At 61.1% G+C, this 25,372-nt stretch carries 23 protein-coding genes; 16 read left to right on the top strand and 7 right to left on the bottom strand.

The window, feature by feature from the left end:
* Positions 1-189: 189 nt before the first annotated feature.
* On the top strand, positions 190-2,631 hold the full coding sequence (locus K1X80_RS02990) for a penicillin-binding protein 1A (protein ID WP_370693729.1): 2,442 nt from the start codon (positions 190-192) through the stop codon (positions 2,629-2,631).
* Positions 2,632-2,841: 210 nt separating this feature from the next.
* Here K1X80_RS02990 and K1X80_RS02985 read toward each other — a convergent pair whose 3' ends face one another.
* The 3 genes from K1X80_RS02985 to rpmE all read right to left on the bottom strand — a co-directional run bounded on the left by K1X80_RS02985 (position 2,842) and on the right by rpmE (position 5,344).
* Entirely contained in the window at positions 2,842-4,110 is a 1,269-nt protein-coding gene (locus K1X80_RS02985; protein WP_057958076.1) for a malic enzyme-like NAD(P)-binding protein, read from the bottom strand.
* Between the two features lie 182 nt (positions 4,111-4,292).
* Positions 4,293-5,099: a thermonuclease family protein gene (locus tag K1X80_RS02980; RefSeq protein ID WP_057958075.1), complete on the bottom strand. Its 807-nt coding sequence runs from the start codon at positions 5,097-5,099 to the stop codon at positions 4,293-4,295.
* A gap of 14 nt (positions 5,100-5,113) precedes the next feature.
* Complete coding sequence (gene rpmE / locus K1X80_RS02975; RefSeq protein ID WP_029296053.1) at positions 5,114-5,344, bottom strand: 50S ribosomal protein L31; 231 nt, start codon at positions 5,342-5,344, stop codon at positions 5,114-5,116.
* A 202-nt stretch (positions 5,345-5,546) separates the two neighbouring features.
* Here rpmE and K1X80_RS02970 point away from each other — a divergent pair, with 202 nt between their 5' ends.
* The 10 genes from K1X80_RS02970 (at position 5,547) to K1X80_RS02925 (ending at position 18,472) form a co-directional block, all read left to right on the top strand.
* Positions 5,547-7,766, top strand: coding sequence for a primosomal protein N' (locus K1X80_RS02970; RefSeq protein ID WP_057437227.1), 2,220 nt, complete (start codon positions 5,547-5,549; stop codon positions 7,764-7,766).
* A 180-nt stretch (positions 7,767-7,946) separates the two neighbouring features.
* Entirely contained in the window at positions 7,947-9,683 is a 1,737-nt protein-coding gene (gene argS, locus K1X80_RS02965; RefSeq protein WP_057958086.1) for an arginine--tRNA ligase, read from the top strand.
* 1 nt (position 9,684) lies between these two features.
* Positions 9,685-10,386 carry an SPOR domain-containing protein gene (locus tag K1X80_RS02960; protein WP_115127198.1) on the top strand — a complete coding sequence of 234 codons (702 nt, stop codon included), beginning with the start codon at positions 9,685-9,687 and terminating at the stop codon, positions 10,384-10,386.
* Between the two features lie 255 nt (positions 10,387-10,641).
* A complete protein-coding gene (hslV, locus tag K1X80_RS02955) occupies positions 10,642-11,172 on the top strand; it encodes an ATP-dependent protease subunit HslV (RefSeq protein WP_017738857.1) in 531 nt (176 codons plus the stop codon).
* Positions 11,173-11,211: 39 nt separating this feature from the next.
* A complete protein-coding gene (hslU, locus tag K1X80_RS02950) occupies positions 11,212-12,549 on the top strand; it encodes an ATP-dependent protease ATPase subunit HslU (protein WP_057437226.1) in 1,338 nt (445 codons plus the stop codon).
* 162 nt (positions 12,550-12,711) lie between these two features.
* Complete coding sequence (locus K1X80_RS02945; RefSeq protein WP_057437225.1) at positions 12,712-13,089, top strand: gamma-butyrobetaine hydroxylase-like domain-containing protein; 378 nt, start codon at positions 12,712-12,714, stop codon at positions 13,087-13,089.
* 250 nt (positions 13,090-13,339) lie between these two features.
* Complete coding sequence (phaC, locus tag K1X80_RS02940) at positions 13,340-15,019, top strand: class II poly(R)-hydroxyalkanoic acid synthase (RefSeq protein ID WP_057958071.1); 1,680 nt, start codon at positions 13,340-13,342, stop codon at positions 15,017-15,019.
* Between the two features lie 156 nt (positions 15,020-15,175).
* The gene (gene phaZ / locus K1X80_RS02935) at positions 15,176-16,033 is read left to right on the top strand and encodes a poly(3-hydroxyalkanoate) depolymerase (RefSeq protein WP_057437223.1); all 858 of its coding nucleotides are present in this window, start codon (positions 15,176-15,178) and stop codon (positions 16,031-16,033) included.
* A 102-nt stretch (positions 16,034-16,135) separates the two neighbouring features.
* Complete coding sequence (phaC, locus tag K1X80_RS02930) at positions 16,136-17,818, top strand: class II poly(R)-hydroxyalkanoic acid synthase (protein ID WP_170059437.1); 1,683 nt, start codon at positions 16,136-16,138, stop codon at positions 17,816-17,818.
* 27 nt (positions 17,819-17,845) lie between these two features.
* Positions 17,846-18,472: a TetR/AcrR family transcriptional regulator gene (locus K1X80_RS02925; RefSeq protein ID WP_120731324.1), complete on the top strand. Its 627-nt coding sequence runs from the start codon at positions 17,846-17,848 to the stop codon at positions 18,470-18,472.
* A gap of 98 nt (positions 18,473-18,570) precedes the next feature.
* Here the strand turns inward: K1X80_RS02925 and K1X80_RS02920 are convergent, their stop codons facing one another.
* A complete protein-coding gene (locus tag K1X80_RS02920; protein ID WP_220172654.1) occupies positions 18,571-18,930 on the bottom strand; it encodes a hypothetical protein in 360 nt (119 codons plus the stop codon).
* 42 nt (positions 18,931-18,972) lie between these two features.
* Between K1X80_RS02920 and K1X80_RS02915 the strand changes: the two genes are divergently transcribed.
* Positions 18,973-19,869: a LysR family transcriptional regulator gene (locus tag K1X80_RS02915; RefSeq protein ID WP_057958069.1), complete on the top strand. Its 897-nt coding sequence runs from the start codon at positions 18,973-18,975 to the stop codon at positions 19,867-19,869.
* A gap of 82 nt (positions 19,870-19,951) precedes the next feature.
* Here the strand turns inward: K1X80_RS02915 and K1X80_RS02910 are convergent, their stop codons facing one another.
* The 3 genes from K1X80_RS02910 to K1X80_RS02900 all read right to left on the bottom strand — a co-directional run bounded on the left by K1X80_RS02910 (position 19,952) and on the right by K1X80_RS02900 (position 21,765).
* Positions 19,952-20,917 carry a phasin family protein gene (locus tag K1X80_RS02910; RefSeq protein ID WP_220172653.1) on the bottom strand — a complete coding sequence of 322 codons (966 nt, stop codon included), beginning with the start codon at positions 20,915-20,917 and terminating at the stop codon, positions 19,952-19,954.
* Positions 20,918-20,928: 11 nt separating this feature from the next.
* Complete coding sequence (locus K1X80_RS02905; RefSeq protein ID WP_057437211.1) at positions 20,929-21,351, bottom strand: phasin family protein; 423 nt, start codon at positions 21,349-21,351, stop codon at positions 20,929-20,931.
* A 138-nt stretch (positions 21,352-21,489) separates the two neighbouring features.
* On the bottom strand, positions 21,490-21,765 hold the full coding sequence (locus K1X80_RS02900; RefSeq protein WP_038445377.1) for a polyhydroxyalkanoic acid system family protein: 276 nt from the start codon (positions 21,763-21,765) through the stop codon (positions 21,490-21,492).
* A 155-nt stretch (positions 21,766-21,920) separates the two neighbouring features.
* Between K1X80_RS02900 and ubiE the strand changes: the two genes are divergently transcribed.
* The 4 genes from ubiE to hisI all read left to right on the top strand — a co-directional run bounded on the left by ubiE (position 21,921) and on the right by hisI (position 25,372).
* The gene (gene ubiE, locus K1X80_RS02895) at positions 21,921-22,691 is read left to right on the top strand and encodes a bifunctional demethylmenaquinone methyltransferase/2-methoxy-6-polyprenyl-1,4-benzoquinol methylase UbiE (protein WP_003209306.1); all 771 of its coding nucleotides are present in this window, start codon (positions 21,921-21,923) and stop codon (positions 22,689-22,691) included.
* Entirely contained in the window at positions 22,691-23,314 is a 624-nt protein-coding gene (locus tag K1X80_RS02890; RefSeq protein WP_128593008.1) for an SCP2 domain-containing protein, read from the top strand. Before ubiE ends, K1X80_RS02890 begins: the two co-directional genes overlap by 1 nt.
* A complete protein-coding gene (gene ubiB / locus K1X80_RS02885; protein WP_220172652.1) occupies positions 23,311-24,915 on the top strand; it encodes a ubiquinone biosynthesis regulatory protein kinase UbiB in 1,605 nt (534 codons plus the stop codon). The genes K1X80_RS02890 and ubiB overlap by 4 nt, the downstream gene beginning before the upstream one ends.
* A 64-nt stretch (positions 24,916-24,979) precedes the next feature.
* Positions 24,980-25,372 (top strand): phosphoribosyl-AMP cyclohydrolase, encoded by a 393-nt coding sequence (gene hisI, locus K1X80_RS02880; protein ID WP_029296001.1) that lies wholly within the window; start codon positions 24,980-24,982, stop codon positions 25,370-25,372.

The raw sequence follows: 25,372 nt of genomic DNA, 5'->3' as shown, positions 1-25,372 counted from the left end.
CTGGTCAGTTCCGGGCTTGATGCATTCGGTCGGCTCGGTTGAGCGGCGCCCATGACGCCCCGAGGCGAAAAATGCTTTAATGCCCAGCGTTTTTTCCCGCTTTTTATCTGCAGGTCGGGTCGATACATCCTTAGTCATGCCTATCCCGACACCTAACCCATTCTTTTCTCTGGAAATCCAAAAGCCTTGATTCGTCTGCTGAAGTTTTTCGGGTACTCCTTCGTCGCTATCGTTTGCGGGCTGCTGCTCGTGTTCAGCGGCGCCTATCTCTACCTTAGTCCGGGATTGCCCTCGGTAGAGGCCCTGAGAAGTATCCAGTTGCAGATTCCTTTGCGGGTCTACAGCAGCGATGAAAAACTGATCGCGGAGTTCGGCGAAATGCGCCGCACCCCGATCCGTTTCGCCGACATTCCACCCAATTTCATCAATGCCCTGTTATCGGCCGAAGACGATAATTTTGCCAACCACTATGGCGTGGACCCCAGCAGCCTGGTGCGTGCAGCCACGCAGCTGGTAAAAAGCGGACACATTCAATCGGGCGGCAGCACCATCACCATGCAGGTGGCGAAGAACTTCTTCCTCACCAGCGAGCGCAGCTTCTCGCGCAAAGCCACGGAAATCCTCCTGGCGCTGCAGATCGAACGCCAACTGACCAAGGACGAAATCCTTGAGCTGTACGTCAACAAGATCTACCTGGGCAATCGGGCCTATGGGATCGAGGCAGCGTCCCAGGTGTACTACGGCAAGTCGATTCGTGATGCCAGCCTGGCACAAATGGCAATGATTGCCGGCCTGCCCAAGGCCCCGTCACGCTTTAACCCGCTGGCCAACCCGGCCCGCAGCAAGGAGCGCCGCGACTGGATCCTGGGGCGCATGTACAAGCTGGGCAAGATCGACCAGAGCGCCTATGAAAGCGCGGTGGCCGAGCCGTTGAACGCCAGCTACCACGTGCCGACGCCCGAGGTCAGCGCGCCGTATATCGCCGAAATGGCCCGCGCCGAAATGGTCGGCCGCTATGGCAGCGATGCCTACACCGAAGGTTTCCGTGTCACCACGACCATTCCGAGCAACTTGCAGGAAATCGCCAACCACGCGGTGCATGAGGGCCTGATCGCCTATGACCAGCGCCACGGCTACCGTGGGCCGGAATCGCGCCTGCCAGGCAAGACCCTGAGCGCCTGGACGGTTGAACTGGGCAAGCAGCGCTCCATCAGCGGCCTGGATCCGGCCATCGTCACCCAGGTTAAAAAAGATGGCGTGCAGGTCCTGACCCGCAGCGGCGAAGAACATGTGGCATGGGACAGCATGAAGTGGGCCCGCCCTTTCCTGAACACCAACAGCATGGGGCCGATGCCCAAGCAGCCATCTGATGTGGCCCAGGTCGGCGACCTGATCCGCGTGCAGCGCCAGAAGGACGACAGTCTGAAATTCAGCCAGGTCCCGGTCGCCCAGGGCGCCCTGGTCTCCCTGGACCCGCAGAACGGTGCGATCCGCGCCCTGGTCGGTGGCTTCGCCTTCGAGCAGAGCAACTACAACCGCGCCACCCAGGCCAAGCGCCAGCCGGGCTCCAGCTTCAAACCGTTTGTCTACAGTGCCGCGCTGGATAACGGCTATACCGCCGCCAGCCTGGTCAACGACGCGCCTATCGTGTTTGTCGACGAGTACCTGGACAAGGTCTGGCGTCCGAAGAACGATACCAATACCTTCCTCGGTCCGATCCGCGTGCGCGAGGCGCTGTACAAGTCGCGCAACCTGGTGTCGATCCGCTTGCTGCAGGCGATGGGCGTGGGCAAGACCATCGACTACATGACCCGCTTCGGCTTCAACAAGCAGGACCTGCCGCCAAACCTGTCCCTGGCCCTGGGCACCGCGACCCTCACGCCAATGGAGATCGCCACCGGCTGGAGTGTATTTGCCAACGGCGGCTACAAAGTCACGCCGTACCTGATCGACAAGATCGAAAGCCGCAACGGCGACACACTGTTTCTCGCCAACCCACCGAGCGTGCCCAACGGCGTCGTCGCCAGCGATGGCCTGGCTGCACCGGCCAACGGCGGTATCACCATCGAACCGACACCCGGTGCTGCACCCACTGATGCCACGCCGGCTCCAGCCGCACCAGCGGTGGCGGAGCGGATTGTCGATGGCCGCACCACCTATATTCTCACCAGCATGCTGCAGGACGTGATCAAGCGCGGCACCGGCCGCCGCGCCCTGGCCCTGGGCCGTACGGACCTTGCGGGCAAGACCGGTACCACCAACGAATCCAAGGACGCCTGGTTCTCCGGTTATAACGCCGACTACATCACCACCGTCTGGACCGGCTACGACCAGCCAGAAAGCCTCGGTCGCCGCGAATACGGCGGCACCGTCGCCCTGCCGATCTGGATGAGCTACATGGGCGGCGCCCTCAAGGACAAGCCGGCCCACACCCAGGCCGAGCCGGAAGGCATCCTCAGCCTGCGCATCGACCCGATCAGCGGCCGCGCCGCCGCACCGGGCACGCCGAATGCGTACTTTGAACTGTTCAAGAGCGAAGACACGCCGCCGTCGATGAATGAACTGGGCAATGGCGTGGCACCGGGCAGCCCGTTGCCGGCGGATGAATCTGCGCCGATCGACTTGTTCTGATCAACACAGATTCAACTGTGTGCGGGCTTGTGTGGGAGCGGGCTTGCCCGCGAAGACGTCGGCCCAGCAAACATTGATGTTGACTGACCCACTGCTTTCGCGGGCAAGCCCGCTCCCACATTGGACGGTGCACACTCCCCCCGTTTTGCAGCCACAAAAAAAGCCCCGACTCGCAAGAGCCGGGGCTTTTTGTTGGTGCGCTACAACGGCTTAGCCGTTGAACACATCATCCACGCTTTGCAGCGGGTAGTTCTTCGGATACGGCAGGGTTGCCACACCTGTCTCGATGGCGGCCTTGGCCACGGCATCGGAGATCACGGTGATCAGGCGCTTATCCATTGGTTTTGGAATGATGTACTCACGGCCGAATTCCAGCTTGGCGCCACCGTAGGCGTCGCATACGTCCTGGGGCACTGGCAGCTTGGCCAGTTCACGCAGGGCGTTGGCGGCAGCCACTTTCATCTCTTCGTTGATGCGCTTGGCGCGAACGTCCAGGGCGCCACGGAAGATGAATGGGAAGCCCAGTACGTTGTTGACCTGGTTCGGGTAGTCCGAACGGCCAGTGGCCATGATCACGTCATTACGGGTGGCGTGTGCCAGTTCCGGGGCGATTTCCGGATCAGGGTTCGAGCAGGCGAACACGATCGGGTTGGCCGCCATGGACTTCAGGCCTTCAGCGCTCAGCAGGTTCGGGCCGGACAGGCCAACGAACACGTCAGCACCATCCAGTGCGTCAGCCAGGGTGCGCTTGGAGGACGGGTGGGCAAACATCGCCTTGTACTGGTTCAGGTCGGTACGCTCGGACTGGATCACGCCCTTGCTGTCGACCATGTAGATGTTTTCAAGGCGCGCGCCCATGCTCACGATCAGCTTCATGCAGGAGATAGCCGCTGCACCAGCGCCAAGGCAGACGATTTTCGCGTCGGACAGGGTTTTGCCAGCGATTTCCAGGGCGTTGATCATGCCGGCCGCAGTAACGATCGCGGTGCCGTGCTGGTCATCGTGGAATACCGGGATGTCGCACTGTTCGATCAGGGCCTTTTCGATCTCGAAGCACTCAGGTGCCTTGATGTCTTCCAGGTTGATGCCACCAAAGGTGATGGAGATGCGCTTGACGGTGTCGATGAAGGCTTGCGGGCTTTCGGAGTCGACTTCGATGTCGAATACGTCGATGCCGGCAAAGCGCTTGAACAGTACGCCCTTGCCTTCCATCACTGGCTTGGAAGCCAATGGGCCGAGGTTACCCAGGCCGAGAATCGCGGTGCCATCAGAAATCACTGCAACCAGATTGCCCTTGCCGGTGTATTTGTAGGCCAGTTCAGGATCGCGGGCGATTTCACGCACGGGCTCGGCTACACCGGGGCTGTACGCCAGCGACAGGTCGCGTGCGGTAGCAGTGGCTTTGGTGAGCTCGACACTCAGCTTTCCTGGACGAGGATGGGCATGATATTCGAGAGCGGCAGTTTTCAAATCAGACATATCGGCATTCCGCTTTTTACTGTTGGACGACGGACCGCCGAGGATACTCGCCTCGCAAAGTCCCTACAAGACTGGGTAGTCACCGGTGTCAAGGGCCCTGCCCTACGACTTTCGGCCAAGAGCCACGGGATACAAGGCCTACAACTGTTCACAATCGACAGAAAAAATGTCTACAATTTTTCTTATTGTGCCAATTGCAGCATGCCGGGATCGGTCAAGGGGAGCAGCCAGCGCGCCTGGCCACTTTTCAGGCCGCCACGCCGGGAGCGATCCAACACCCAGCCACGGGCCTCGATATCCTGGCCTTGCAGGCGCTTGAGCAGGGCATTGTCGAATTGCCCGACCAGATTGGGTGCAACCCGTAATACCAGGGAGTCCTGCAGTTCGATCCAGATCCCGCCGCGATTGCGTTCGACCTTGCTCACGCGACCGCTGACTACGGCGAAGCCCGACTGCTGGATTTGCCCGGCTTCTTGCACAGGCGACTGACGCCACAGGCCCAACCTGGCTGCGCGCGCACTGCGCTCGGCAGCTTGCTGGCAGGCGACCAGGTCGACATTGGGGGCCACCGCCACCAGGAACCCGAGCCCCTCGGCGAGCAGTTGGGCCTCCAGATTCGCGCCGTTGGCCCCATACAGATGGGCCAGGGTTCGCCCATAACGGTCCTTGCCCTCGCGACCTGGCACGACCCCGACCCGACCGTCGCTGGCATCCACCAAGCCTTGCAGGCGTTGGCGCGCAGCCACGGCGAACGGCTCGTCCGGGCGGCCTTTCTTGCCGGTCTCAGGCGCATTGACGCCGATCATGCGCACACTGCGCCCGTCCTTGAGACGGACGGTGTCGCCATCCACCACGCGCTGTACCTCGAAGGTGCTGACCGCCGCAGGCGCAGGGCAAAACACCTCGGCCTGGGCGGTCGACAGCCAGATCGCAGGCACAAAAAAGGCGCCCGCAAGGGACGCCTTCTTCATAAGCAGGTAAAAGCCCATCAGGCTTTCGAACCTTACTCTGCAGCAGCTGGAGCTTTCTTGCCGAAAGCACCGAAACGGTCGGCGAAGCGCTGTACACGGCCGCCAGTATCCAGAGTCTTCTGCTTACCGGTGTAGAACGGGTGGCACTCGTTGCATACGTCAGTGCCCAGTGGCTTGCACAGGTTCGAACGGGTTTCGAACTTGTTGCCGCAGCTGCAAGTAACTTGGATGGTTTCGTACGCTGGATGGATATCGGCTTTCATGGTGTCTTCCTCAGGCTAGCGTGCCGCCACTCGACACTATTGTCGAATACCGCACGTAATTAGGCCGCGGATTCTACCAGAGCTTTTTAAACGCGCAAGCGCCGCCATGCCCCCTTTCATCAGAAACTGTGGCAGGACACTCCCCTGCGGGTCTGCTAGGCTCGCGCCCTTCTCCACCGCCTGCCATATGAGAACCTCCCGCGTGCCCGACGCCATTTTGCGCCTCGCCCTGCCCTCGCCCCTGCGCCGTCTGTTCGATTATCGGGCGCCTGCGGGTGTCGTGCGGTCGCAGTTGCAGCCGGGGATGCGCGTGCGCGTGCCGTTTGGCCGACGGGAGATGATCGGGATTCTGATCGAGGTGGCGGACCACAGCGAAGTGCCGGCAGAAAAGCTCAAGCCGGCCCTGGCCATCCTCGATGCCACGCCGCCGCTGCCGGCGTCGCTGTTCAAGCTGTGCCTGTGGACCTCCCAGTACTACCAGCACAGCCTGGGCGATACCTTGAGCTGGGCCTTGCCGGTGCTGTTGCGCCAGGGCGAGTTGGCCGAGGCCCGCCAGGAGCGTTTCTGGTCGATGGCCCCCGGCGCGCGCCTGGACGACCCACGCATCGCCCGCGCCCCGCGCCAGCGTGAGGCCCTGGCCACCCTGGCGCAGCATCCCCATGGCGTTGCTCACCAGTTGCTGAGCAAGCTGATGTTGAGCAAGGACAGCCTCGACCTGCTGCTGGCCAAGGAGCTGGTGCAAGTGGAAATCCGCCGCCACGCCCCCGGCGAACGCCATGAACACTGGCTGGCCCAACCGGAATTGCCGCTGAACCCGGAACAACGCGCGGCCTTTGAGGCCATCAGTGCCGGTGCCGACAGCTTTCACGCGTTCCTGCTGGCCGGTGTCACCGGCAGCGGCAAGACCGAAGTCTATTTGCAACTGATCCGCGAAACCCTGGAAGCCGGCAAGCAGGCACTGGTGCTGATCCCCGAGATCAACCTCGGCCCCCAGACCCTGGCGCGCTTCGAGCAACGGTTCAATGCACGGATCGCCCTGGTGCACTCGGCCGTCAACGACCGCGAACGCCTGGAATCCTGGCTCGCCGCCCGGGACGGCGAGGCCGACATTATTATCGGCACCCGCTCGGCGCTGTTCACGCCGATGAAAAACCCCGGCCTGATCATCATCGACGAAGAACACGACGGCTCTTATAAGCAGCAGGAAGGCCTGCGCTACCACGCCCGCGACCTGGCCCTGGTGCGTGCGCGCCAGGAAAACATCCCGATTGTGCTTGGCTCGGCCACCCCCTCCCTGGAAAGCCTGCACAACGCCTACACCGGGCGCTACGGCCTGCTGCGCCTCAACGAGCGCGCGGGCGGCGCCAAGCAACCGCGCTTCCTGCGCCTGGATGTGAAAAGCCGGCCACTGGACAGCGGTATTTCCGGGCCGATGCAACAAGCCATTGGCCAGACCCTGGCGGCCGGCCAGCAAGTGCTGGTGTTCCTCAACCGCCGGGGCTTTGCGCCGACCCTGCTGTGCCATGACTGCGGCTGGATGTCCGAGTGCAACCGCTGCGATGCGCGCATGACGGTGCACCAGCGCTCCGGCGAGTTGCGCTGCCACCATTGCGGCCATGTGGAGCGAGTGCCACGCCACTGCCCGCAATGCGGCAAAGTCGACCTGCGGCCGGTAGGCGCCGGCACCGAGCGCGCCGAGGAGCGCCTGGGGATTCTGTTCCCGGACTTCCCGGTACTGCGGGTGGACCGCGACAGTACGTCGCGCAAGGATGCGATGAACCAGCTGTTCGCCACGATCCAGAAAGGCCAGCCGTGCATCCTGGTGGGCACGCAGATGCTTGCTAAAGGTCATCACTTCCCCCGCGTGACCCTGGTTTCGATCCTGGATGCCGATGGCGGCCTGTTCTCCGGGGACTTTCGCGCCAGCGAACGCATGGCGCAGCTGATCGTGCAGGTCGCAGGCCGCGCCGGGCGTGCCGAAGAGCCTGGCAAGGTGATCATCCAGACCCACCTGGCCGACCACCCATTGCTGATTCAGCTGACAGAACAAGGCTACTTCGCCTTCGCCGAGCAGGCCTTGAGCGAGCGCCGCTCCGCCGGTTTGCCCCCCTTTGCGCACCTCGCGCTGTTGCGCGCCGAGGCCCATAAACCGGGGCAGGCCGAAGGTTTCCTGGATGAAGCGTGCAGCGCGGCTGAACGTTTGCTCGGCGAGCTGGGTCTGAGCGGCATCGAGTTGCTGGGCCCCGTGCCTGCACCGATGGAGCGCCGCGCCGGGCGTTATCGCGCACAGCTCCTGTTGCAAGCCACCGCCCGCGCGCCGCTGCATCGGCTATTAAGTAGCTGGTTGCTTGCTCTGGAGCAAATGCCCAGCGGGCGACAGGTGCGATGGTCATTGGATGTCGATCCGGTGGATTTGTACTGATAGGTAAATCGCTATCGTCGGCAAGCCAGCCTACATTTTGAACGGTGGGCTTGCCCGCGATGAGGCCCGCAGGTCCAGTAACCGACCTTGATGGTTGGCAAGCCCGCCCTCGCACCGGATAATGTCCAGTTTTTCCACCTGCGCATCGCGCGCCGCCGCATGCGGTCGAAAGAGAACACCATGAAAGACACAATTCGCCAGTTGATCCAACAAGCCCTCACCCAACTCGTCAACGAAGGTGTGTTGCCTGAAGGCCTGACGCCGGCGATCCAGGTGGAAAACTCTCGAGACAAGACCCACGGCGACTTCGCCAGCAACATCGCGATGATGCTGGCCAAGCCCGCGGGCATGAAACCGCGCGACCTCGCGGAAAAAATCATTGCCGCGCTGCCATCTGATCCGCAGGTCAGCAAGGCCGAAATCGCCGGCCCCGGTTTTATCAATATTTTCCAGAACACCCAGGCCCTGGCTTCGCGCCTGGACGCAGCCCTGGCCGACGCCAAGATCGGCGTGCGCAAGGCCGGCCCGCTGCAGCGCGTGGCCATCGACCTGTCGGCCCCCAACCTGGCCAAAGAGATGCACGTCGGCCACCTGCGCTCGACCATCATTGGCGACGGCGTGGCACGGGTCCTGGAGTTTCTCGGCGACACCGTGATCCGCCAGAACCACGTGGGCGACTGGGGTACCCAGTTCGGCATGCTGATGGCGTACCTGCAAGAAAACCCCATCACCAGCAACGAGCTGTCGGACCTGGAAAACTTCTACCGCGCCGCCAAAAAGCGCTTTGACGAATCCGAAGAGTTCGCCAACCGCGCCCGTGGCCTGGTGGTCAAGCTGCAGGCCGGCGACCCGGAGTGCCTGGAGCTGTGGGCACGTTTCCGCGATATTTCCCTGTCCCACTGCCAGAAAATCTACGAACTGCTGAACGTCAAACTGACCATGGCCGACGTGATGGGCGAAAGTGCCTACAACGACGACCTGATCAACGTGGTCAACGACCTCAAGGCCAAGGGTCTGCTGGTTGAGAGCAACGGCGCCCAGTGCGTGTTCCTCGAAGAATTCAAGACCGCCGACGGCGAGCCGCTGCCAGTGATCATCGTCAAGGCCGACGGCGGCTATCTGTACGCCACCACCGACCTGGCGGCCGTGCGCTACCGCAGCGGCGTGCTGAAAGCCGATCGCGCGCTGTACTTCGTCGACCAGCGCCAGTCCCTGCACTTCCAGCAAGTGTTCGAAGTGGCGCGCCGCGCCGGTTTCGTCACCCACCCGATGCACATGGAGCACATGGGCTTCGGCACCATGAACGGCGCCGACGGCCGCCCGTTCAAGACCCGCGACGGCGGCACCGTGAAGCTGATCGACCTGCTGAACGAAGCCCAGGAGCGTGCCTACAACCTGGTGAAAGAAAAGAACCCGGAACTGGCCGAAGCCGACCTGCGCAATATCGCCAAGGTAGTGGGTATTGGCGCGGTGAAATACGCCGACCTGTCCAAGCACCGTACCAGCGACTACAGCTTCAACTTCGAGCTGATGCTCAACTTTGAAGGCAACACCGCGCCGTACCTGCTGTATGCCTACACCCGTGTGGCGGGCGTGTTCCGCAAGCTGGGCAAGGATTTCAGCGAAGTCGAAGGGCAGATCGTGCTGGACGCGCCCCACGAGCAGGAACTGGCGGCCAAGCTGGCGCAGTTCGGCGAAGTGCTCAACAGCGTGGGCGAGAAAGGTACGCCACACATTCTGTGCACCTACCTGTATGAAGTCGCCGGGTTGTTCTCCAGCTTCTACGAGAACTGCCCGATCCTGAGCGCCGACGACGAAACGCAAAAGCAAAGCCGCCTGCGCCTCGCCGCACTGGCTGGACGGACCCTCAAGCAAGGCCTGGAACTGTTGGGCCTGGAAACTCTGGAGCGTATGTAAGTTGGCAGCCAAGAAAAAACCTGCACCCAAGCGCGGCGCCAGCCGCTACCAGGCACCGGCAAAACAACCGATCCCGGGCTGGATGTGGCTGGCCATCGGCCTGTCGGTCGGTGCGTTTATCGTGTTCCTGATGAAGCTGGAGCCGGGCCAGGGCGAAGACGTGAAGCGGGTCAAGCAGGAGCAGCAGAAGGCCAGCAAGATCGCCGAAGCGAACAAGACACCGCCGAGCCCGACCGCGCCGGTAAAGCCGAAGTACGACTTCTACACGTTGCTGCCGGAATCGGAAGTGATCGTGCCGCAAGACGCCGTGCCGGAGAAAACCCTGCCGACCCCGCAAGTACCGACCACCCCGGTGACCCCGGCAGAAGCGGCGAAGATCGACACCGCGCGGGCCCAGGCCGCACTGGCCGGGATTACCCCGCCACCGGCACCACCGGTCGCCACCACCAAGGCGGCGCCGGTGACCAAGTTCTTCCTGCAAGCGGGCTCGTTCCCCAAGCAGGCGGATGCGGACCGAGTGCGGGCGCAGATTATCCTGCTGGGGCAAGCGGTAACGGTGGAATCCGGGACGGTGAAGGAAGCGACCTGGTATCGCGTGCTGGTGGGGCCGTTCAGCAACCGTGAACAGCTGACCGTGGCGCAGAAACAACTGGCGGGCGCGGGCTTTAGCAACCTGTTGTTACAACAACGCCAGAGCCGCTGAGCCGCAGCCAACACGGATCAACTGTGGGAGCTGGCTTGCCGGCGATGACGGTGCATCAGTCAATATTTTCAGTGACGGGTGCACCGCTATCGCAGGCAAGCCAGCTCCCACATTGGTTTTATAGGGCTCTCGAGCCTGTGCCAGTGCGCTAGACACCACTCGTCCGCGCACCCTTCCTACGGTTGAAATCTCCCCCGCCACCCCCATATGAGTTCCATCAGGGCATTTTCGCCCCGCAGCGTGGAGACTCTCCCCTTGACCACCATCGTTTCAGTTCGTCGCCACGGCAAAGTCGTCATGGGCGGCGACGGCCAGGTTTCCCTTGGCAATACCGTGATGAAAGGCAACGCGAAAAAAGTGCGTCGCCTGTACCACGGCCAGGTCCTTGCCGGTTTTGCAGGGGCCACCGCTGACGCCTTTACCCTGTTCGAGCGTTTTGAAGGCCAACTGGAAAAACACCAGGGCCATCTGGTGCGTGCCGCCGTCGAACTGGCCAAGGAGTGGCGCACCGACCGCTCCCTCAGCCGCCTCGAAGCCATGCTCGCCGTCGCCAACAAAGACGCGTCCCTGATCATCACCGGCAACGGTGACGTGGTTGAGCCCGAAAACGGCCTGATCGCCATGGGTTCCGGCGGGGGCTATGCCCAGGCCGCAGCCAGTGCCCTGCTGAAAAAAACCGACCTGTCGGCCCGGGAAATCGTCGAGACCGCCTTGGGTATCGCCGGCGATATCTGCGTGTTCACCAACCACAACCTGACCATTGAGGAGCAGGACCTCGCGGAATAAGCCCGTCGGCTTTTTCCTGCTTGAGGACCACACACCACTATGTCCATGACTCCCCGCGAAATCGTCCATGAACTCAATCGCCATATCATCGGCCAGGACGATGCCAAGCGCGCCGTTGCCATCGCCCTGCGTAACCGCTGGCGCCGGATGCAACTGCCCGAAGAATTGCGCGTTGAAGTAACCCCCAAGAACATCCTGATGATCGGCCCGACCGGTGTCGGCAAGACCGAAATCGCCCGGCGCCTGGCCAAGCTGGCCAACGCACCGTTCATCAAGGTCGAAGCCACCAAGTTCACCGAAGTCGGCTACGTGGGCCGTGACGTCGAGTCGATCATCCGTGATCTGGCCGACGCCGCCCTGAAACTGTTGCGCGAACAGGAAATGACCAAGGTCAGCCATCGCGCCGAAGACGCTGCCGAAGAGCGCATCCTCGACGCCCTGCTGCCACCGGCACGCGCGGGCTTCAATGAAGACGCCGCTCCTGCCTCCGATTCCAACACGCGCCAGCTGTTCCGCAAGCGCCTGCGTGAAGGCCAGTTGGACGACAAGGAAATCGAGATCGAAGTCGCCGAAAGCGCTGGCGTCGATATCTCGGCGCCGCCTGGCATGGAAGAAATGACCAGCCAGTTGCAGAACCTGTTCGCCAACATGGGCAAGGGCAAGAAGAAAAGCCGCAAGCTCAAGGTCAAGGACGCGCTCAAGCTGGTGCGTGACGAAGAAGCCGGGCGCCTGGTCAACGAGGAAGAACTCAAGGCCAAGGCCCTGGAAGCCGTCGAGCAGCACGGCATCGTGTTTATCGACGAGATCGACAAGGTGGCCAAGCGCGGCAATTCCGGCGGCGTTGATGTCTCCCGCGAAGGCGTACAGCGCGACCTGCTGCCGCTGATCGAAGGCTGCACGGTGAATACCAAGCTGGGCATGGTCAAGACTGACCATATCCTGTTTATCGCATCCGGCGCGTTCCACCTGAGCAAGCCAAGCGACCTGGTGCCGGAGCTGCAAGGCCGCCTGCCGATTCGCGTGGAACTCAAGGCGCTGACCCCGGGCGACTTCGAACGCATCCTCAGCGAGCCACACGCTTCGCTGACCGAGCAATACCGCGAGCTGCTGAAAACCGAAGGCCTGGGGATCGAGTTCCTGCCAGACGGTATCAAGCGTTTGGCGGAAATTGCCTGGCAGGTCAACGAGAAGACCGAGAATATCGGTGCCCGTCGCCTGCACACCCTGCTTGAGCGCCTGCTGGAGGAAGTATCCTTCAGCGCCGGCGACATGGCGGGCGCGCAGAATGGCGTGGCGATCAGGATCGACGCCGACTACGTCAACAGCCACCTGGGCGAGTTGGCGCAGAACGAAGACCTGTCTCGTTATATCCTGTAAGGCTTACGCAGGAACCGCTCTGCTTTAATGTGGGAGCGGGCTTGCTCGCGAATGCGGTGGGTCAGTTTATGCAACTGTGACTGACCCACCGCATTCGCGAGCAAGCCCGCTCCCACATTTTAAAGCCGGTTCCTTCAGGATCATCCACGAGCGGTTCCCCCAATGTCTAAAATGCCCACCGCCATCAATCTGCACAAAGCCTCCAAGACCCTCTCGCTGACCTACGGTCCCGACGAGGTCTATCACCTGAGCGCCGAACTGCTGCGGGTGCACTCGCCTTCCGCCGAGGTCCAGGGCCACGGCAAACCGATCCTGCAATTCGGCAAGCTGAATGTCGGCCTGACCAAGATCGAACCTGCCGGGCAGTACGCACTGAAATTGACCTTCGACGACGGTCATGACAGCGGACTGTTCACCTGGGACTACCTCTACCAACTCGCCGTACGTCAGGACGCGCTGTGGGCCGATTATCTTGCCGAGCTCAAGGCGGCCGGAAAAACCCGCGACCCGAGCCAGTCCGTCGTCAAGCTGATGCTCTAAATCAAGCCTCTTGCTCATTAGTGGGCATTTTCTAATTTCATCTGCTTGAATGCCCTGTGGTGTGACCAAAGATTGGTCCGCTTGCGCATTAAATAAAACTCGGGTAACCAATGGAGTTGGCAAGTTCCCTGCATTTTACGATGCGGTATCAACGGTCACCCGAGCAGCAGTACCAGGCTTGTGTTGTGCCTCGATAATTGGGTGCACAGCGGTACCCGGTACTCGTCTTTCGGACAATGGAGCGTCGTGGATGAGTAACAAGAATAACGATGACTTGAAACGCCAGGCCTCGGAAAACACCCTGGGGCTGAACCCGATCATCGCATTACGGAAAAAGGATTTACTGGCTTCTGCGCGCATGGTGCTGACCCAGGCCATCAAGCAACCCCTGCACAGCGTCAAGCACGTCGCCCACTTTGGCGTCGAATTGAAAAACGTGGTGTTCGGCAAGTCCGAGCTTGCCCCTGAAAGCGATGACCGTCGTTTCAACGACCCGGCCTGGAGCCAGAACCCGCTCTATAAGCGCTACCTGCAAACCTACCTGGCGTGGCGCAAGGAACTACACGACTGGATCGGCGACAGCAACCTGTCGGAGCAGGACATCAGCCGTGGGCACTTCGTCATCAATCTCATGACCGAAGCCATGGCCCCCACCAACAGCGCCGCCAACCCGGCAGCGGTCAAACGCTTCTTTGAAACCGGCGGCAAGAGCCTGCTCGATGGCCTCTCGCACCTGGCCAAGGACCTGGTGCATAACGGCGGCATGCCGAGCCAGGTGAATATGGGCGCCTTTGAAGTGGGCAAGAGCCTGGGCACCAGCGAAGGCGCGGTAGTGTTTCGCAATGACGTGCTGGAGCTGATCCAGTACAAGCCGATCACCGAGCAGGTGTACGAGCGCCCACTGCTGGTGGTGCCGCCGCAGATCAACAAGTTTTATGTGTTCGACCTGAGCCCGGACAAGAGCCTGGCGCGTTTCTGCCTGCGCAATAACCAGCAGACCTTTATCGTCAGTTGGCGCAACCCCACCAAGGCCCAGCGCGAATGGGGCCTGTCGACCTATATCGAAGCGCTGAAAGAGGCGGTCGACGTGGTCACGGCGATTACCGGCAGCAAAGACATCAACATGCTCGGCGCCTGCTCGGGCGGCATCACCTGCACCGCGCTGCTGGGCCACTATGCGGCGCTGGGCGAGAAGAAGGTCAACGCCCTGACCTTGCTGGTCAGTGTGCTGGACACCACCCTCGACACCCAGGTAGCCCTGTTCGTCGATGAGCAGACCCTGGAGGCGGCCAAGCGCCACTCCTACCAGGCCGGCGTGCTGGAAGGCCGGGACATGGCCAAGGTGTTCGCCTGGATGCGCCCCAATGACCTGATCTGGAACTACTGGGTCAACAACTACCTGTTGGGCAATGAGCCACCGGTGTTCGACATCCTGTTCTGGAACAACGACACCACGCGCTTGCCGGCGGCCTTCCACGGCGACCTGATCGAACTGTTCAAGAACAACCCGCTGATACGGGCCAATGCCCTGGAAGTGTGCGGCACCCCGATTGACCTCAAGCAGGTGACGGCCGACATCTACTCGCTGGCGGGCACCAACGACCACATCACGCCGTGGCAGTCCTGCTACAAGTCGGCGCAACTGTTTGGCGGCAAGGTCGAGTTCGTGCTGTCCAGCAGCGGGCATATCCAGAGCATCCTCAACCCCCCCGGCAACCCCAAGGCGCGTTACCAGACCAGCGAGAGCATGGGCGAGAAGGCATTGGACTGGCAGGAAAACGCCACCAAGCATACCGACTCGTGGTGGCTGCACTGGCAGGGCTGGCTAGGGGAGCGTTCGGGCAAATTGAAGAAGTCGCCTGCGAACCTAGGCAATAAAGCCTACGCGGCGGCGGAGGCTGCACCAGGGACATACGTTCACGAGCGCTAAGGCCACACTTTTGTGTGATTGCAATGAGATCAAATGTGGGAGCTGGCTTGCCTGCGATAACGGTGGGTCAGCCAACACATGTACTGACTGACCCGCCGCTATCGCAGGCAAGCCAGCTCCCACATTGACCGCAGTAACACTTCACAGGGCTTGAGCATGCCGCAACCGTTCATCTTCCGTACCATCGACCTGGATGGCCAGACCATCCGCACGGCGGTACGACCGGGCAAGTCTCACTTGACGCCACTGCTGATTTTCAACGGCATCGGCGCCAACCTTGAGCTGGTGTTTCCGTTCGTCCAGGCCCTGGACCCGGACCTGGAAGTGATTGCCTTTGATGTACCCGGAGTGGGCGGGTCATCGACACCCAGCCGCCCCTATCGCTTTCCCGGCCTGGCCAAACTCACCGCGCGCATGCTCGACTACCTGGACTACGGCCAGGTCAATGCCGTCGGGGTTTCCTGGGGCGGCGCCCTGGCACAGCAATTTGCCTACGACTACCCGGAGCGCTGCAAGAAGCTGATCCTGGCCGCCACCGCCGCCGGTGCCTTTATGGTGCCCGGCAAACCGAAGGTGTTATGGCTGATGGCCAGCCCGCGGCGCTATATCCAACCGTCCCATGTGGTACGCATCGCGCCGATGATTTACGGCGGCTCGTTCCGCCGGGATTCAAAACTGGCCGCCGAACACGCAAGCAAAGTGCGCTCGGCCGGCAAGCTGGGCTACTACTGGCAGCTGTTTGCGGGCCTGGGCTGGACCAGCATTCACTGGCTGCACAAGATCAAGCAGCCGACCCTGGTGCTGGCCGGCGACGACGACCCGCTGATCCCCTTGGTCAATATGCGCATGCTGGCCTGGCGCATCCCCAATGCGCAGTTACACATCATCGACGACGGCCATCTGTTCCTGATTACCCGGGCCGAAGCGGTAGCACCGATCATCATGAAGTTTCTCCAGGAGGAGCGCTTGCGCGCGGTGATCCATCCGCAGCCGGCGCCCCATAGCCACACCTGAGCGGTATCGGGTCAGGACGACCCCTACGCGCAACTTGGCCAGAACCGACTATGGTTCTGAATTGGCGTGCTTGTTGGCGAATTGACGAAGGAGTGTTGACCCATGCGTGACAGACCCGTAAACGTCCCGGCGCCTACACCCGCCGCGTTCATCAATGCACAAAGTGCAATCACCGGCTTGCGTGGCCGGGATCTGCTATCGACCCTGCGCAGTGTCGCCGCCCACGGGTTGCGCAACCCGTTGCACAGCGCCCGGCATGCGTTGGCATTGGGTGGGCAACTGGGCCGGGTGCTGCTGGGTGAGACCGTGCATGAACCCAACCCCCACGACAGTCGTTTCGCCGACCCTACCTGGGCCCTCAACCCCCTGTACCGGCGCAGCCTGCAAGCGTATTTAAGCTGGCAGAAACAAACCCGGCACTGGATCGACGACAGCAGCCTGAGCGAAGACGACCGCGCACGGGCGCACTTTGCCTTCTCGTTGCTCAACGATGCAGTGTCACCGTCCAACACCCTGCTCAACCCGCTGGCGATCAAAGAGCTGCTCAATTCCGGCGGCCACAGCGTGGTGCGCGGCGTAAGCAACCTGTTCGATGACCTGCTGCACAACAATGGCCTGCCACGCCAGGTCACCAAGCAAGCGTTCGAGGTGGGCAAGACGGTAGCGACCACGCCCGGTTCGGTGGTGTTTCGCAATGAGCTGCTGGAGCTGATCCAGTACAAGCCCATGAGCGAAAAACAGTACGCCAAGCCACTGCTGGTGGTGCCGCCGCAAATCAACAAGTACTACATTTTCGATTTAAGCCCGGCCAACAGCTTCGTGCAGTACGCCCTGAAAAACGGCCTGCAAGTGTTTATGGTCAGTTGGCGCAACCCGGACGTGCGCCATCGCGAATGGGGCCTGTCGACCTATGTGGCGGCGCTGGAGGAAGCATTGAATATCTGCCGGGCGATCAGCGGCGCCCGCGAAGTGAACCTGATGGGTGCCTGCGCCGGCGGCCTGACCATCGCCGCCCTGCAAGGCCACCTGCAGGCCAAGCGCCAACAACGGCGGGTCGCCAGTGCCACTTACCTGGTAAGCCTGCTGGACAGCCAGATCGACAGCCCCGCCACGCTGTTTGCCGACGAACAGACCCTGGAAGCGGCCAAGCGCCGTTCCTACCAGGAAGGGGTGCTGGATGGCCGCGACATGGCCAAGGTCTTTGCCTGGATGCGTCCCAATGACCTGATCTGGAACTACTGGATCAACAATTACCTGCTGGGCAAGGAGCCGCCGGCGTTCGACATTCTGTACTGGAACAACGACAACACCCGCTTGCCGGCGGCCTTGCACGGCGATCTGCTGGATTTCTTCAAGCACAACCCCTTGAGCCATCCCGGTGGCCTGGAAGTCTGCGGCACGCCCATCGACTTGCAGAAGGTTACCGTCGACAGCTTCAGCGTGGCCGGGATCAACGATCACATCACCCCGTGGGACGCGGTCTACCGTTCGACCTTGCTGCTGGGCGGCGACAAACGTTTTGTGCTTTCCAACAGCGGGCATATCCAGAGCATCCTCAACCCGCCGGGCAACCCCAAGGCGAACTTCGTCGAGAACCTCAAGCTGAGCAGCGATCCGCGCGCCTGGTACTACGACGCCAGCCACATCGAGGGCAGTTGGTGGCCGCAGTGGCTTGAGTGGATCCAGCAACGCTCCGGGGTGCAGCGCGAAACCCTGACAGCCCTGGGCAACCAGAACTACCCACCGATGGAAGCAGCACCGGGCACCTATGTGCGGGTGCGCTGAGCTCAACGATCAGATTAAGAAGACTGGATGAAAACCCGCGACCGGATCCTTGAATGTGCCCTGCAGTTGTTCAACCACAAGGGCGAGCCAAATGTTTCAACCATGGAGGTGGCCAATGAAATGGGGATCAGCCCCGGCAACCTCTACTACCACTTCCATGGCAAGGAGCCCCTGGTACTGGGGCTGTTCGAGCGCTTTCAGGGGGAGTTGGCACCGCTGCTCGACCCGCCGCCGGATGTGCAGTTGGCGCCCGAGGATTACTGGCTGTTCCTGCACCTGATCGTCGAGCGCATGGCGCACTATCGGTTCCTGTTCCAGGACCTGTCGAACCTGGCCGGACGCTTGCCCAAACTGGCCAAGGGGATTCGTAACCTGCTGACCGCGCTCAAGCGCACACTGGCCTCACTGCTGGCACGGCTCAAGGCACAAGGGCAGTTGGTCAGCGAGACCCAGGCACTGGGGCAGTTGGTGGAGCAGATCACCATGACCCTGCTGTTCTCCCTGGACTACCAGCGGATCCTGGACCGCGAGGCCGAGGTGCGGGTGGCGGTGTATCAAGTGATGATGCTGGTGGCACCGCACCTGTTGATGCCGGCGCGGTTGGCCACCGAGCGTTTTGCACTACGCTACCTGGACGACACACAGCCCTTGTAGGCCGGCGACTTACAAGTCTGCAACCAACATTGACGGAGTTACCTCGTCATCTATTGCTGTTGCAACTTTCCGCTATTGCTTTTCCCACTTGGCAATTATCACAGGCGCCAATGTATTACGCCGGCAGCCTCTTTGAAGTAACCATCACCGAAAACCCTGATCGACGAATAGCGCATAACGATATGGGTAACTTTGAATACGATCGCAAACACACTCTTGAGCACTGCGTTCACCGGCGCTTTCTTTTCCTTCTCAAGAGCCCCCGTGCCCCACGCCACCTGATGCAGACGGCCAGGGCAGCGAACCACGGGTGGAATTTCAAATTCGTGCAAATACCTAACCAAACCGATAGGTGGCATCATCAAGCTCTGTAACATGATAGGTAACACGAAAGATTGACCGTATGTAACATGCCCGAGTTTTATAATGACGATTAAAGAGTAACGACGTAGCATCATTATAAAAAACGTATTACATATCTCTCAGCGAAAGGGATTCTTGTGGATATCAGATTTCTCGAAAGTTTGATTGCCGTCATCGAGACCGGCTCAATCGCCGCAGCGGCGCGCAGGGAAAACCTTACCGCCCCGGCGATCAGCCAGCGTATCCAGGCGCTTGAACGCTCTCTTTCCTGCGAATTGCTCAACCGAGCGGCCCATTCTGTCGGTCCTTCCGAGCAGTGCCTTGTACTCTTGCCGAGCATTCGCGCCCTGATACAGGGCTGTGCACAACTACACGACGAACTGGATGCGGGCGGGCTGTCCGGCGACCTGCGGCTGGGAGCCGTGTCCACGGCATTGACCGGTATCCTGCCGCAGGTCATGGAACAACTACTGGTCGCGGCACCACGCTTGCGCCTGCGGATCACCCCGGGCGATTCGCGCAACCTTTATGAACAGGTCGTCGCCGGCGAGTTGGACGCTGGCATCATGGTGCGACCGCCCTTTGCGTTGCCTAAAACCCTGACCCTGGAAGTGTTGCGGCGCGAGTCATTGATGATTCTTACAAAAGCGCCTGTCGAACCCGGTGAAATTGCCTCGACCATTCTCTCCCACCCGCTGATCAGCTATGACACCAATGCCTGGGGCGGCCAGATCGCCCAGCAGTACCTTCAAGACCACCAATTACAGCCAGATGTGCTGTGCAATCTGGATGCCTTGGAGGCGATATCCCTGATGGTCGCCAAGGGCATGGGCGTATCCCTGGTGCCGGCATGGGCCGGGTTGAAGACCGACGATGTGTACGCAACACCAACAAGCCACACGAACGCCTACCAGCGGGAGATTGTTCTGCTCTACCGATCAACCCCGAGGCGGCCCCAGGCATTGAAGGTACTCAACAACCTGCTGATGCAAACCTGCCGCGAATCCGAGGCCCCAGGCGAGCCCGACCGTTAGACGTGTATCACTGTCGGTGTTCCACCCGCCAAAAAAAACGCCCGGCCTTTAAGGCCGGGCGTTTTTACACGTCCCCCGAAAATCAGGACTGACTGGATGGCGTCGGGGTTGCCGGCGTTACAGTCGGGGTCGCCGCGGCCGGCGTCGGCGCAGTGGCCGAGTTGGTCGCAGGTGCCGGGGTTGCAGGCTTGGCCGCGACAGCTGGCTTGGGCGCTGCAGGCTTCTTGGCTACGGCGGGTTTCTTCGCCGCGGGCTTTGCAGCAGGTTTCGCGGCCGGTTTGGCAGCGGGTTTGGCTGCAACTGGCTTGGTCGCCGGCTTGGCGGCAGCGGTTTTGGCCACTGGCTTGGCGGCAGGTTTGGCGGCAGGTTTGGCTGCCGGCTTGGCCGCTGGTTTTGCCGCAGCTTTGGCCGCTACCGGCTTCTTGGCTGCTGGTTTGGCTGCTGCCGTTTTCGCCGCTGGCTTGGCTGCTGCCTTGGCCGCAGGTTTAGCTGCTGGCTTGGCTGCAGGTTTGGCTGCAGGTTTGGCTGCGGCCTTGGCCAATGGCTTGGCCACGGTTTTCGCTGCTGGTTTGGCCGCAGCCGTTTTCGCGGCCGGCTTGGCAGCAGGCTTGGCCGCCGCTTTGACTGGAGCGACTTTAGCGCCGGTCAGCTTTTCGATTTGCTTGGTCAGGGTATCGACCTTGCTGTGCAGCGCCTTGACTTCATTGCGGCTAGGCACACCCAGGCGCGAAATAGCACTGTTCAGGCGCTTGTCGAGTGCGCCTTCGAGTTCGCCCCAAGTACCCAGTACCTGTTTTTTTGCATCACTGATACGGGACTTGGCAGAGCTCGCGCTCGCCTTGGCCGCATCGACTTGCTTGCCCACTGTGCTCTTGGTCAACTTCTCGGCCTTCTCGCCGTCTTTAACCAAAGTCTCGAAGAGTTTGCTACCGTCACTGTCGATCTTCGAGTACACGCCTAAACCAGCCAGCCAGATCTTGCGGGAGTATTCTTCAACTTTCCCGACCCAAGAGCTGCCTTCTTTCTGAGTAGTCTTTTTAACAGCCATCCGATGTCTCCTTAGTGTTTACGCGCGACACGTTCGAGCAATGCCGTTAGCTCATCGAGCTTAGCAGAGAGTGTCTCCACGTCATGTTTAGACGCAATGCCGATTCGATTCAAGGCACTTGCAACACGCTCGTCAAAAGCCTTCTCGACTTTATCCAGTTGCACTTCGACGCGACCTTTGACGCTGGAGACATTGCTCTTAACGTAATCAATCTGACTGTTGGCGGCATCAAGTTGTTCATTCACAACTTTTTTGCCTTTACTTTCAACATGTTGACCCGTCTTAACGAGTTCCTTGAAGTACTCGCTGCCTTCGCTGCCGACCTTCGCGTAAGCCCCCAAACCCGCCAACCAGATCTTGCGAGCATAGATTTTAACGTCGCTCAGGGCGCTGATTTGGGTGTCGATTTTTTTCTTCAAAATAACTTTGGCCATGGTGCACCTCACGCATAAAAGGGTGGAGGAACTGCCCACAGGAGTTGAGGGCTGAGTACAAAGTAGGGAGAAAAATTAGAATCGGCACCCTAAGAACGGCGCAATCGACCGGCACCCAATGCGGCGCGCGGTCGCAGATCAGGCCAGGGCCTTATCCAGGGCCTTCTCGATTTCGGACTTGATAGTGCCACTCATGGCCGACATCAACAGACCCAGTTCCACGTCGATCCGTAACGAATCCTCGGCCACTTTCAGTGTGCCTTTGACGCCGGAACGCTTGAGGTTCAACGTGTCGCCAGACCAAGACGGCTCCAGGCCATATTGTTCCTTGAGTTTATGCGCCAACTTCTCGGCTTTCGCCCTGGCAGCTTCCTTACCCAGTGCGTGGGCACGTTCAATCTGAATGCGGGCCATTTGAATGACTCCTCGTTATAAAGACGTATTGAGCACCCTACTCACCCGCCATGCGGCAAAAGGTCTCGGTGGCCACCCATCTTACCTTCAGCCTTGCCAAGACAAAGCATGCCTTGGGGATTAGAATGCCCCCATTCTCTTTTGGTGACAGCGATATGACTGATCAGCGCAAAGGCAGCGATGCCGAACCCACCACTCACTTCGGCTTCAAGAACGTCCCGGAAAGCCAGAAAGCGGAAAAAGTCGCTGAGGTGTTCCACTCCGTGGCCGCCAAGTACGACCTGATGAACGACGTGCTGTCGGGTGGCATGCACCGCCTGTGGAAGCGCTTCACCATCGAATTGTCGGGCGTGCGCACCGGCAACCGGGTGCTGGATATCGCTGGCGGCACCGGCGACCTGGCAGCCAAGTTCTCCAAGCTGGTTGGCCCCACCGGCCAGGTGGTATTGGCCGACATCAACGGCTCGATGCTCAAGGTCGGCCGCGACCGCCTGCTGGACAAGGGCGTGGCGGGCAATATCGAGTTCGTCCAGGCCGACGCAGAAAAGCTGCCGTTCCCCGACAACCATTTCGACTGCGTGACCATTGCCTTCGGTCTGCGCAACGTGACCCACAAGGAAGACGCCCTGCGCTCGATGCTGCGGGTGCTCAAGCCGGGCGGGCGCCTGCTGGTGCTGGAGTTCTCCAAGCCGACCAACGCGCTGATGTCCAAGGTCTACGACACTTACTCATTCGCCTTTATGCCGCTGATGGGCAAGCTGATCACCAATGACGCCGAGAGCTATCGCTACCTGGCCGAGTCGATCCGCATGCACCCCAACCAGGAAACCCTGAAGTCGATGATGGTCGAGGCCGGTTTCGACCGCGTGACCTATCACAACATGACCTCGGGCATCGTTGCCCTGCATCGCGGCATCAAGCCCTGATGTTGTTCACCGGCCTTCTCGCCAGCGTCGAACACGGCCTCAACCGTGTCCTGCGCCTGGACAGCACCGCCCTGGCGCGGCTGGCGCACTTGCACGGCAAGATCATTGCCGTCGATTGCAGCAGCCCGGCCTTGCAGCTGTTTATCCTGCCCAGCGATGAAGGCCTGATGCTCGCCGCGCACTGGGCCGCCGATGCCGACTGCACCCTGCGTGCGCCAGCGGCGAGCCTGCTGCGCCTGGCTTTGAGCCGCGACAAGACTGCAATCCTGCACGGCCCCGATGTGACCCTTGAAGGCGACAGCGCGGTGCTGATGGACCTCGCCGCGGTGCTGCAAGACCTCGATCTGGACTGGGAATACGAGCTGTCGCGCTGGCTCGGCCCGGTGGCCACCCAGTTGATCGGCGGGCACCTGCGCAGCCGTTCGCGCTGGTACCAGCAGGGTTTCGCCAGCCTCAATCAGAACCTCGCCGAATACCTGAGCGAAGAATCGCGCACCCTCGTCGGACAACGGGAAGCGGAAGCGCGCTTTCGTGAACTCGACCAGGCCAAACTCGACCTGGAACGGCTTGAGGCGCGCTTCGAGCGCCTGAGCCGCTCCCTTGATCCAAGCGATAACGCATGAAGCTGCTCGCCGTCCGCCGTTTGTTCCGAATCCAACGCGTCGTCATTCGCTATCGCCTCGATGACCTGCTGTTTGCCCTGCCGCTGCCGTGGTTCCTGCTGGCGGTGCGCTATGTACTGCCGTGGCGCTGGTTCCCGCGCAAGACCCTGGACCTGAGCCGTGGCGCGCGCCTGCGCCTGGCACTGCAGGACCTGGGGCCGATCTTCATCAAGTTCGGGCAGATCCTGTCGACCCGCCGCGACCTGTTGCCCGAAGACATCGCCGACGAGCTGATGCTGTTGCAGGACCGCGTGCCACCGTTCGACTCCCAGCAGTCGATGAAGCTGATCGAAGAACAGCTGGGCAAGAAAATCAGCGAAGTGTTCAGCCGTTTCGACGTCGAGCCCCTGGCCTCGGCCTCGGTCGCCCAGGTGCACGCCGCACAGCTGAAAACCGGCGAAGAAGTGGTGGTCAAGGTGATCCGCCCCGGCCTCAAGCCGATCATCGGCCAGGACCTGGCGTGGCTGTTCATTCTGGCCCGCGCCGCCGAGCGTTTCTCTGCCGATGCACGCCTGCTGCACCCGGTGGACGTGGTCGCCGACTACGAAAAAACCATCTACGACGAACTCGACCTGTTGCGCGAAGCGGCCAACGCCAGCCAGCTCAAGCGCAACTTCGAAGGCTCGACGATGCTGTATGTGCCGCAGGTCTATTGGGACTGGTGCCGGCCAAAGGTGCTGGTGATGGAGCGCATCTACGGCGTGCAAGTCACCGACCTGGCGACCCTGGCCGACCAGCGCACCGATATGAAGATGCTCGCCGAGCGTGGTGTGGAAATCTTCTTCACCCAGGTGTTCCGCGACAGCTTCTTCCACGCCGACATGCACCCCGGCAATATCTTCGTCAGCACGGTGAACCCGTGGAGCCCGCAGTACATCGCGATCGACTGCGGCATCGTCGGCAGCCTCACGCCCGAGGACCAGGACTACCTGGCGCGCAACCTGTTTGCCTTCTTCAAGCGTGATTACCGGCGCGTGGCGCAGTTGCACATCGACTCGGGCTGGGTGCCGGCCGAGACCAAGCTCAATGAATTCGAAGCGGCGATCCGCACCGTGTGCGAGCCGATCTTCGAAAAACCGTTAAAAGATATTTCATTCGGCCAGGTGCTGATGCGTCTGTTCCAGACTGCGCGGCGCTTCAATATGGAAGTGCAGCCGCAGTTGGTGCTGCTGCAAAAGACCTTGCTCAATATTGAAGGCCTGGGCCGCCAGCTGTACCCGGACCTGGACCTGTGGAACACCGCGCAACCGTTCCTCGAACGCTGGATGCGCGAGCGGGTCAGCCCGAAAACCCTGCTGGGCAACCTGCAAAGCCAGGTCGAGCAACTGCCGCACCTGGCCAACATGACCCGCGACCTGCTGGAGCGCATGTCCCAGCTCCACGCCAAGGACCCGGCGCCGCCGTGGCACCAGCGCAAGGACGACTGGTTCCTGCGCCTGCTCGGCGCGGCGCACCTGGGCGGTGGCGCGGTGCTTGCCGCCGGTGGACCGTTGAACGAGCTGGGCCATTGGCCGGCCGGGATCATGGTCGCCGTGGGCCTTTATCTGGTCGTGCGTCGATAGGTCGACCGGTTATACACTGTTGCACATTGCCGGGGCGGGTCGCGCACGGCTGTCGGAGTCGAAGATGAAAGACTGGCTGGACGAGATCAAATGGGACAGTGATGGCCTGGTGCCAGCCATTGCCCAGGACCACAAGACCGGGCGCATCCTGATGATGGCCTGGATGAACCGCGAGGCCCTGAGCCTGACTGCCGCCGAGCAGCGTGCCATCTACTGGTCACGTTCCCGTGGCAAACTATGGCGCAAGGGCGAAGAGTCCGGGCATGTGCAAAAACTGCACGAAATGCGCCTGGACTGCGACGCCGACGTGATCGTGCTGATGGTCGAGCAGATCGGCGACATCGCCTGTCATACCGGCCGCCACAGCTGCTTCTACCGGGTGTTCGAGAACGGCGCGTGGAAAACCGTCGAGCCCGTACTCAAAGACCCGCACGCCATTTACTCGGCAGGACATTGA

The organism is Pseudomonas sp. So3.2b, assembly GCF_019464415.1.
Taxonomy (GTDB): domain Bacteria; phylum Pseudomonadota; class Gammaproteobacteria; order Pseudomonadales; family Pseudomonadaceae; genus Aquipseudomonas; species Aquipseudomonas shahriarae.
Note: the sequence above shows the minus strand (reverse complement) of the source record. Positions and strands in the feature narration are given on the sequence as shown.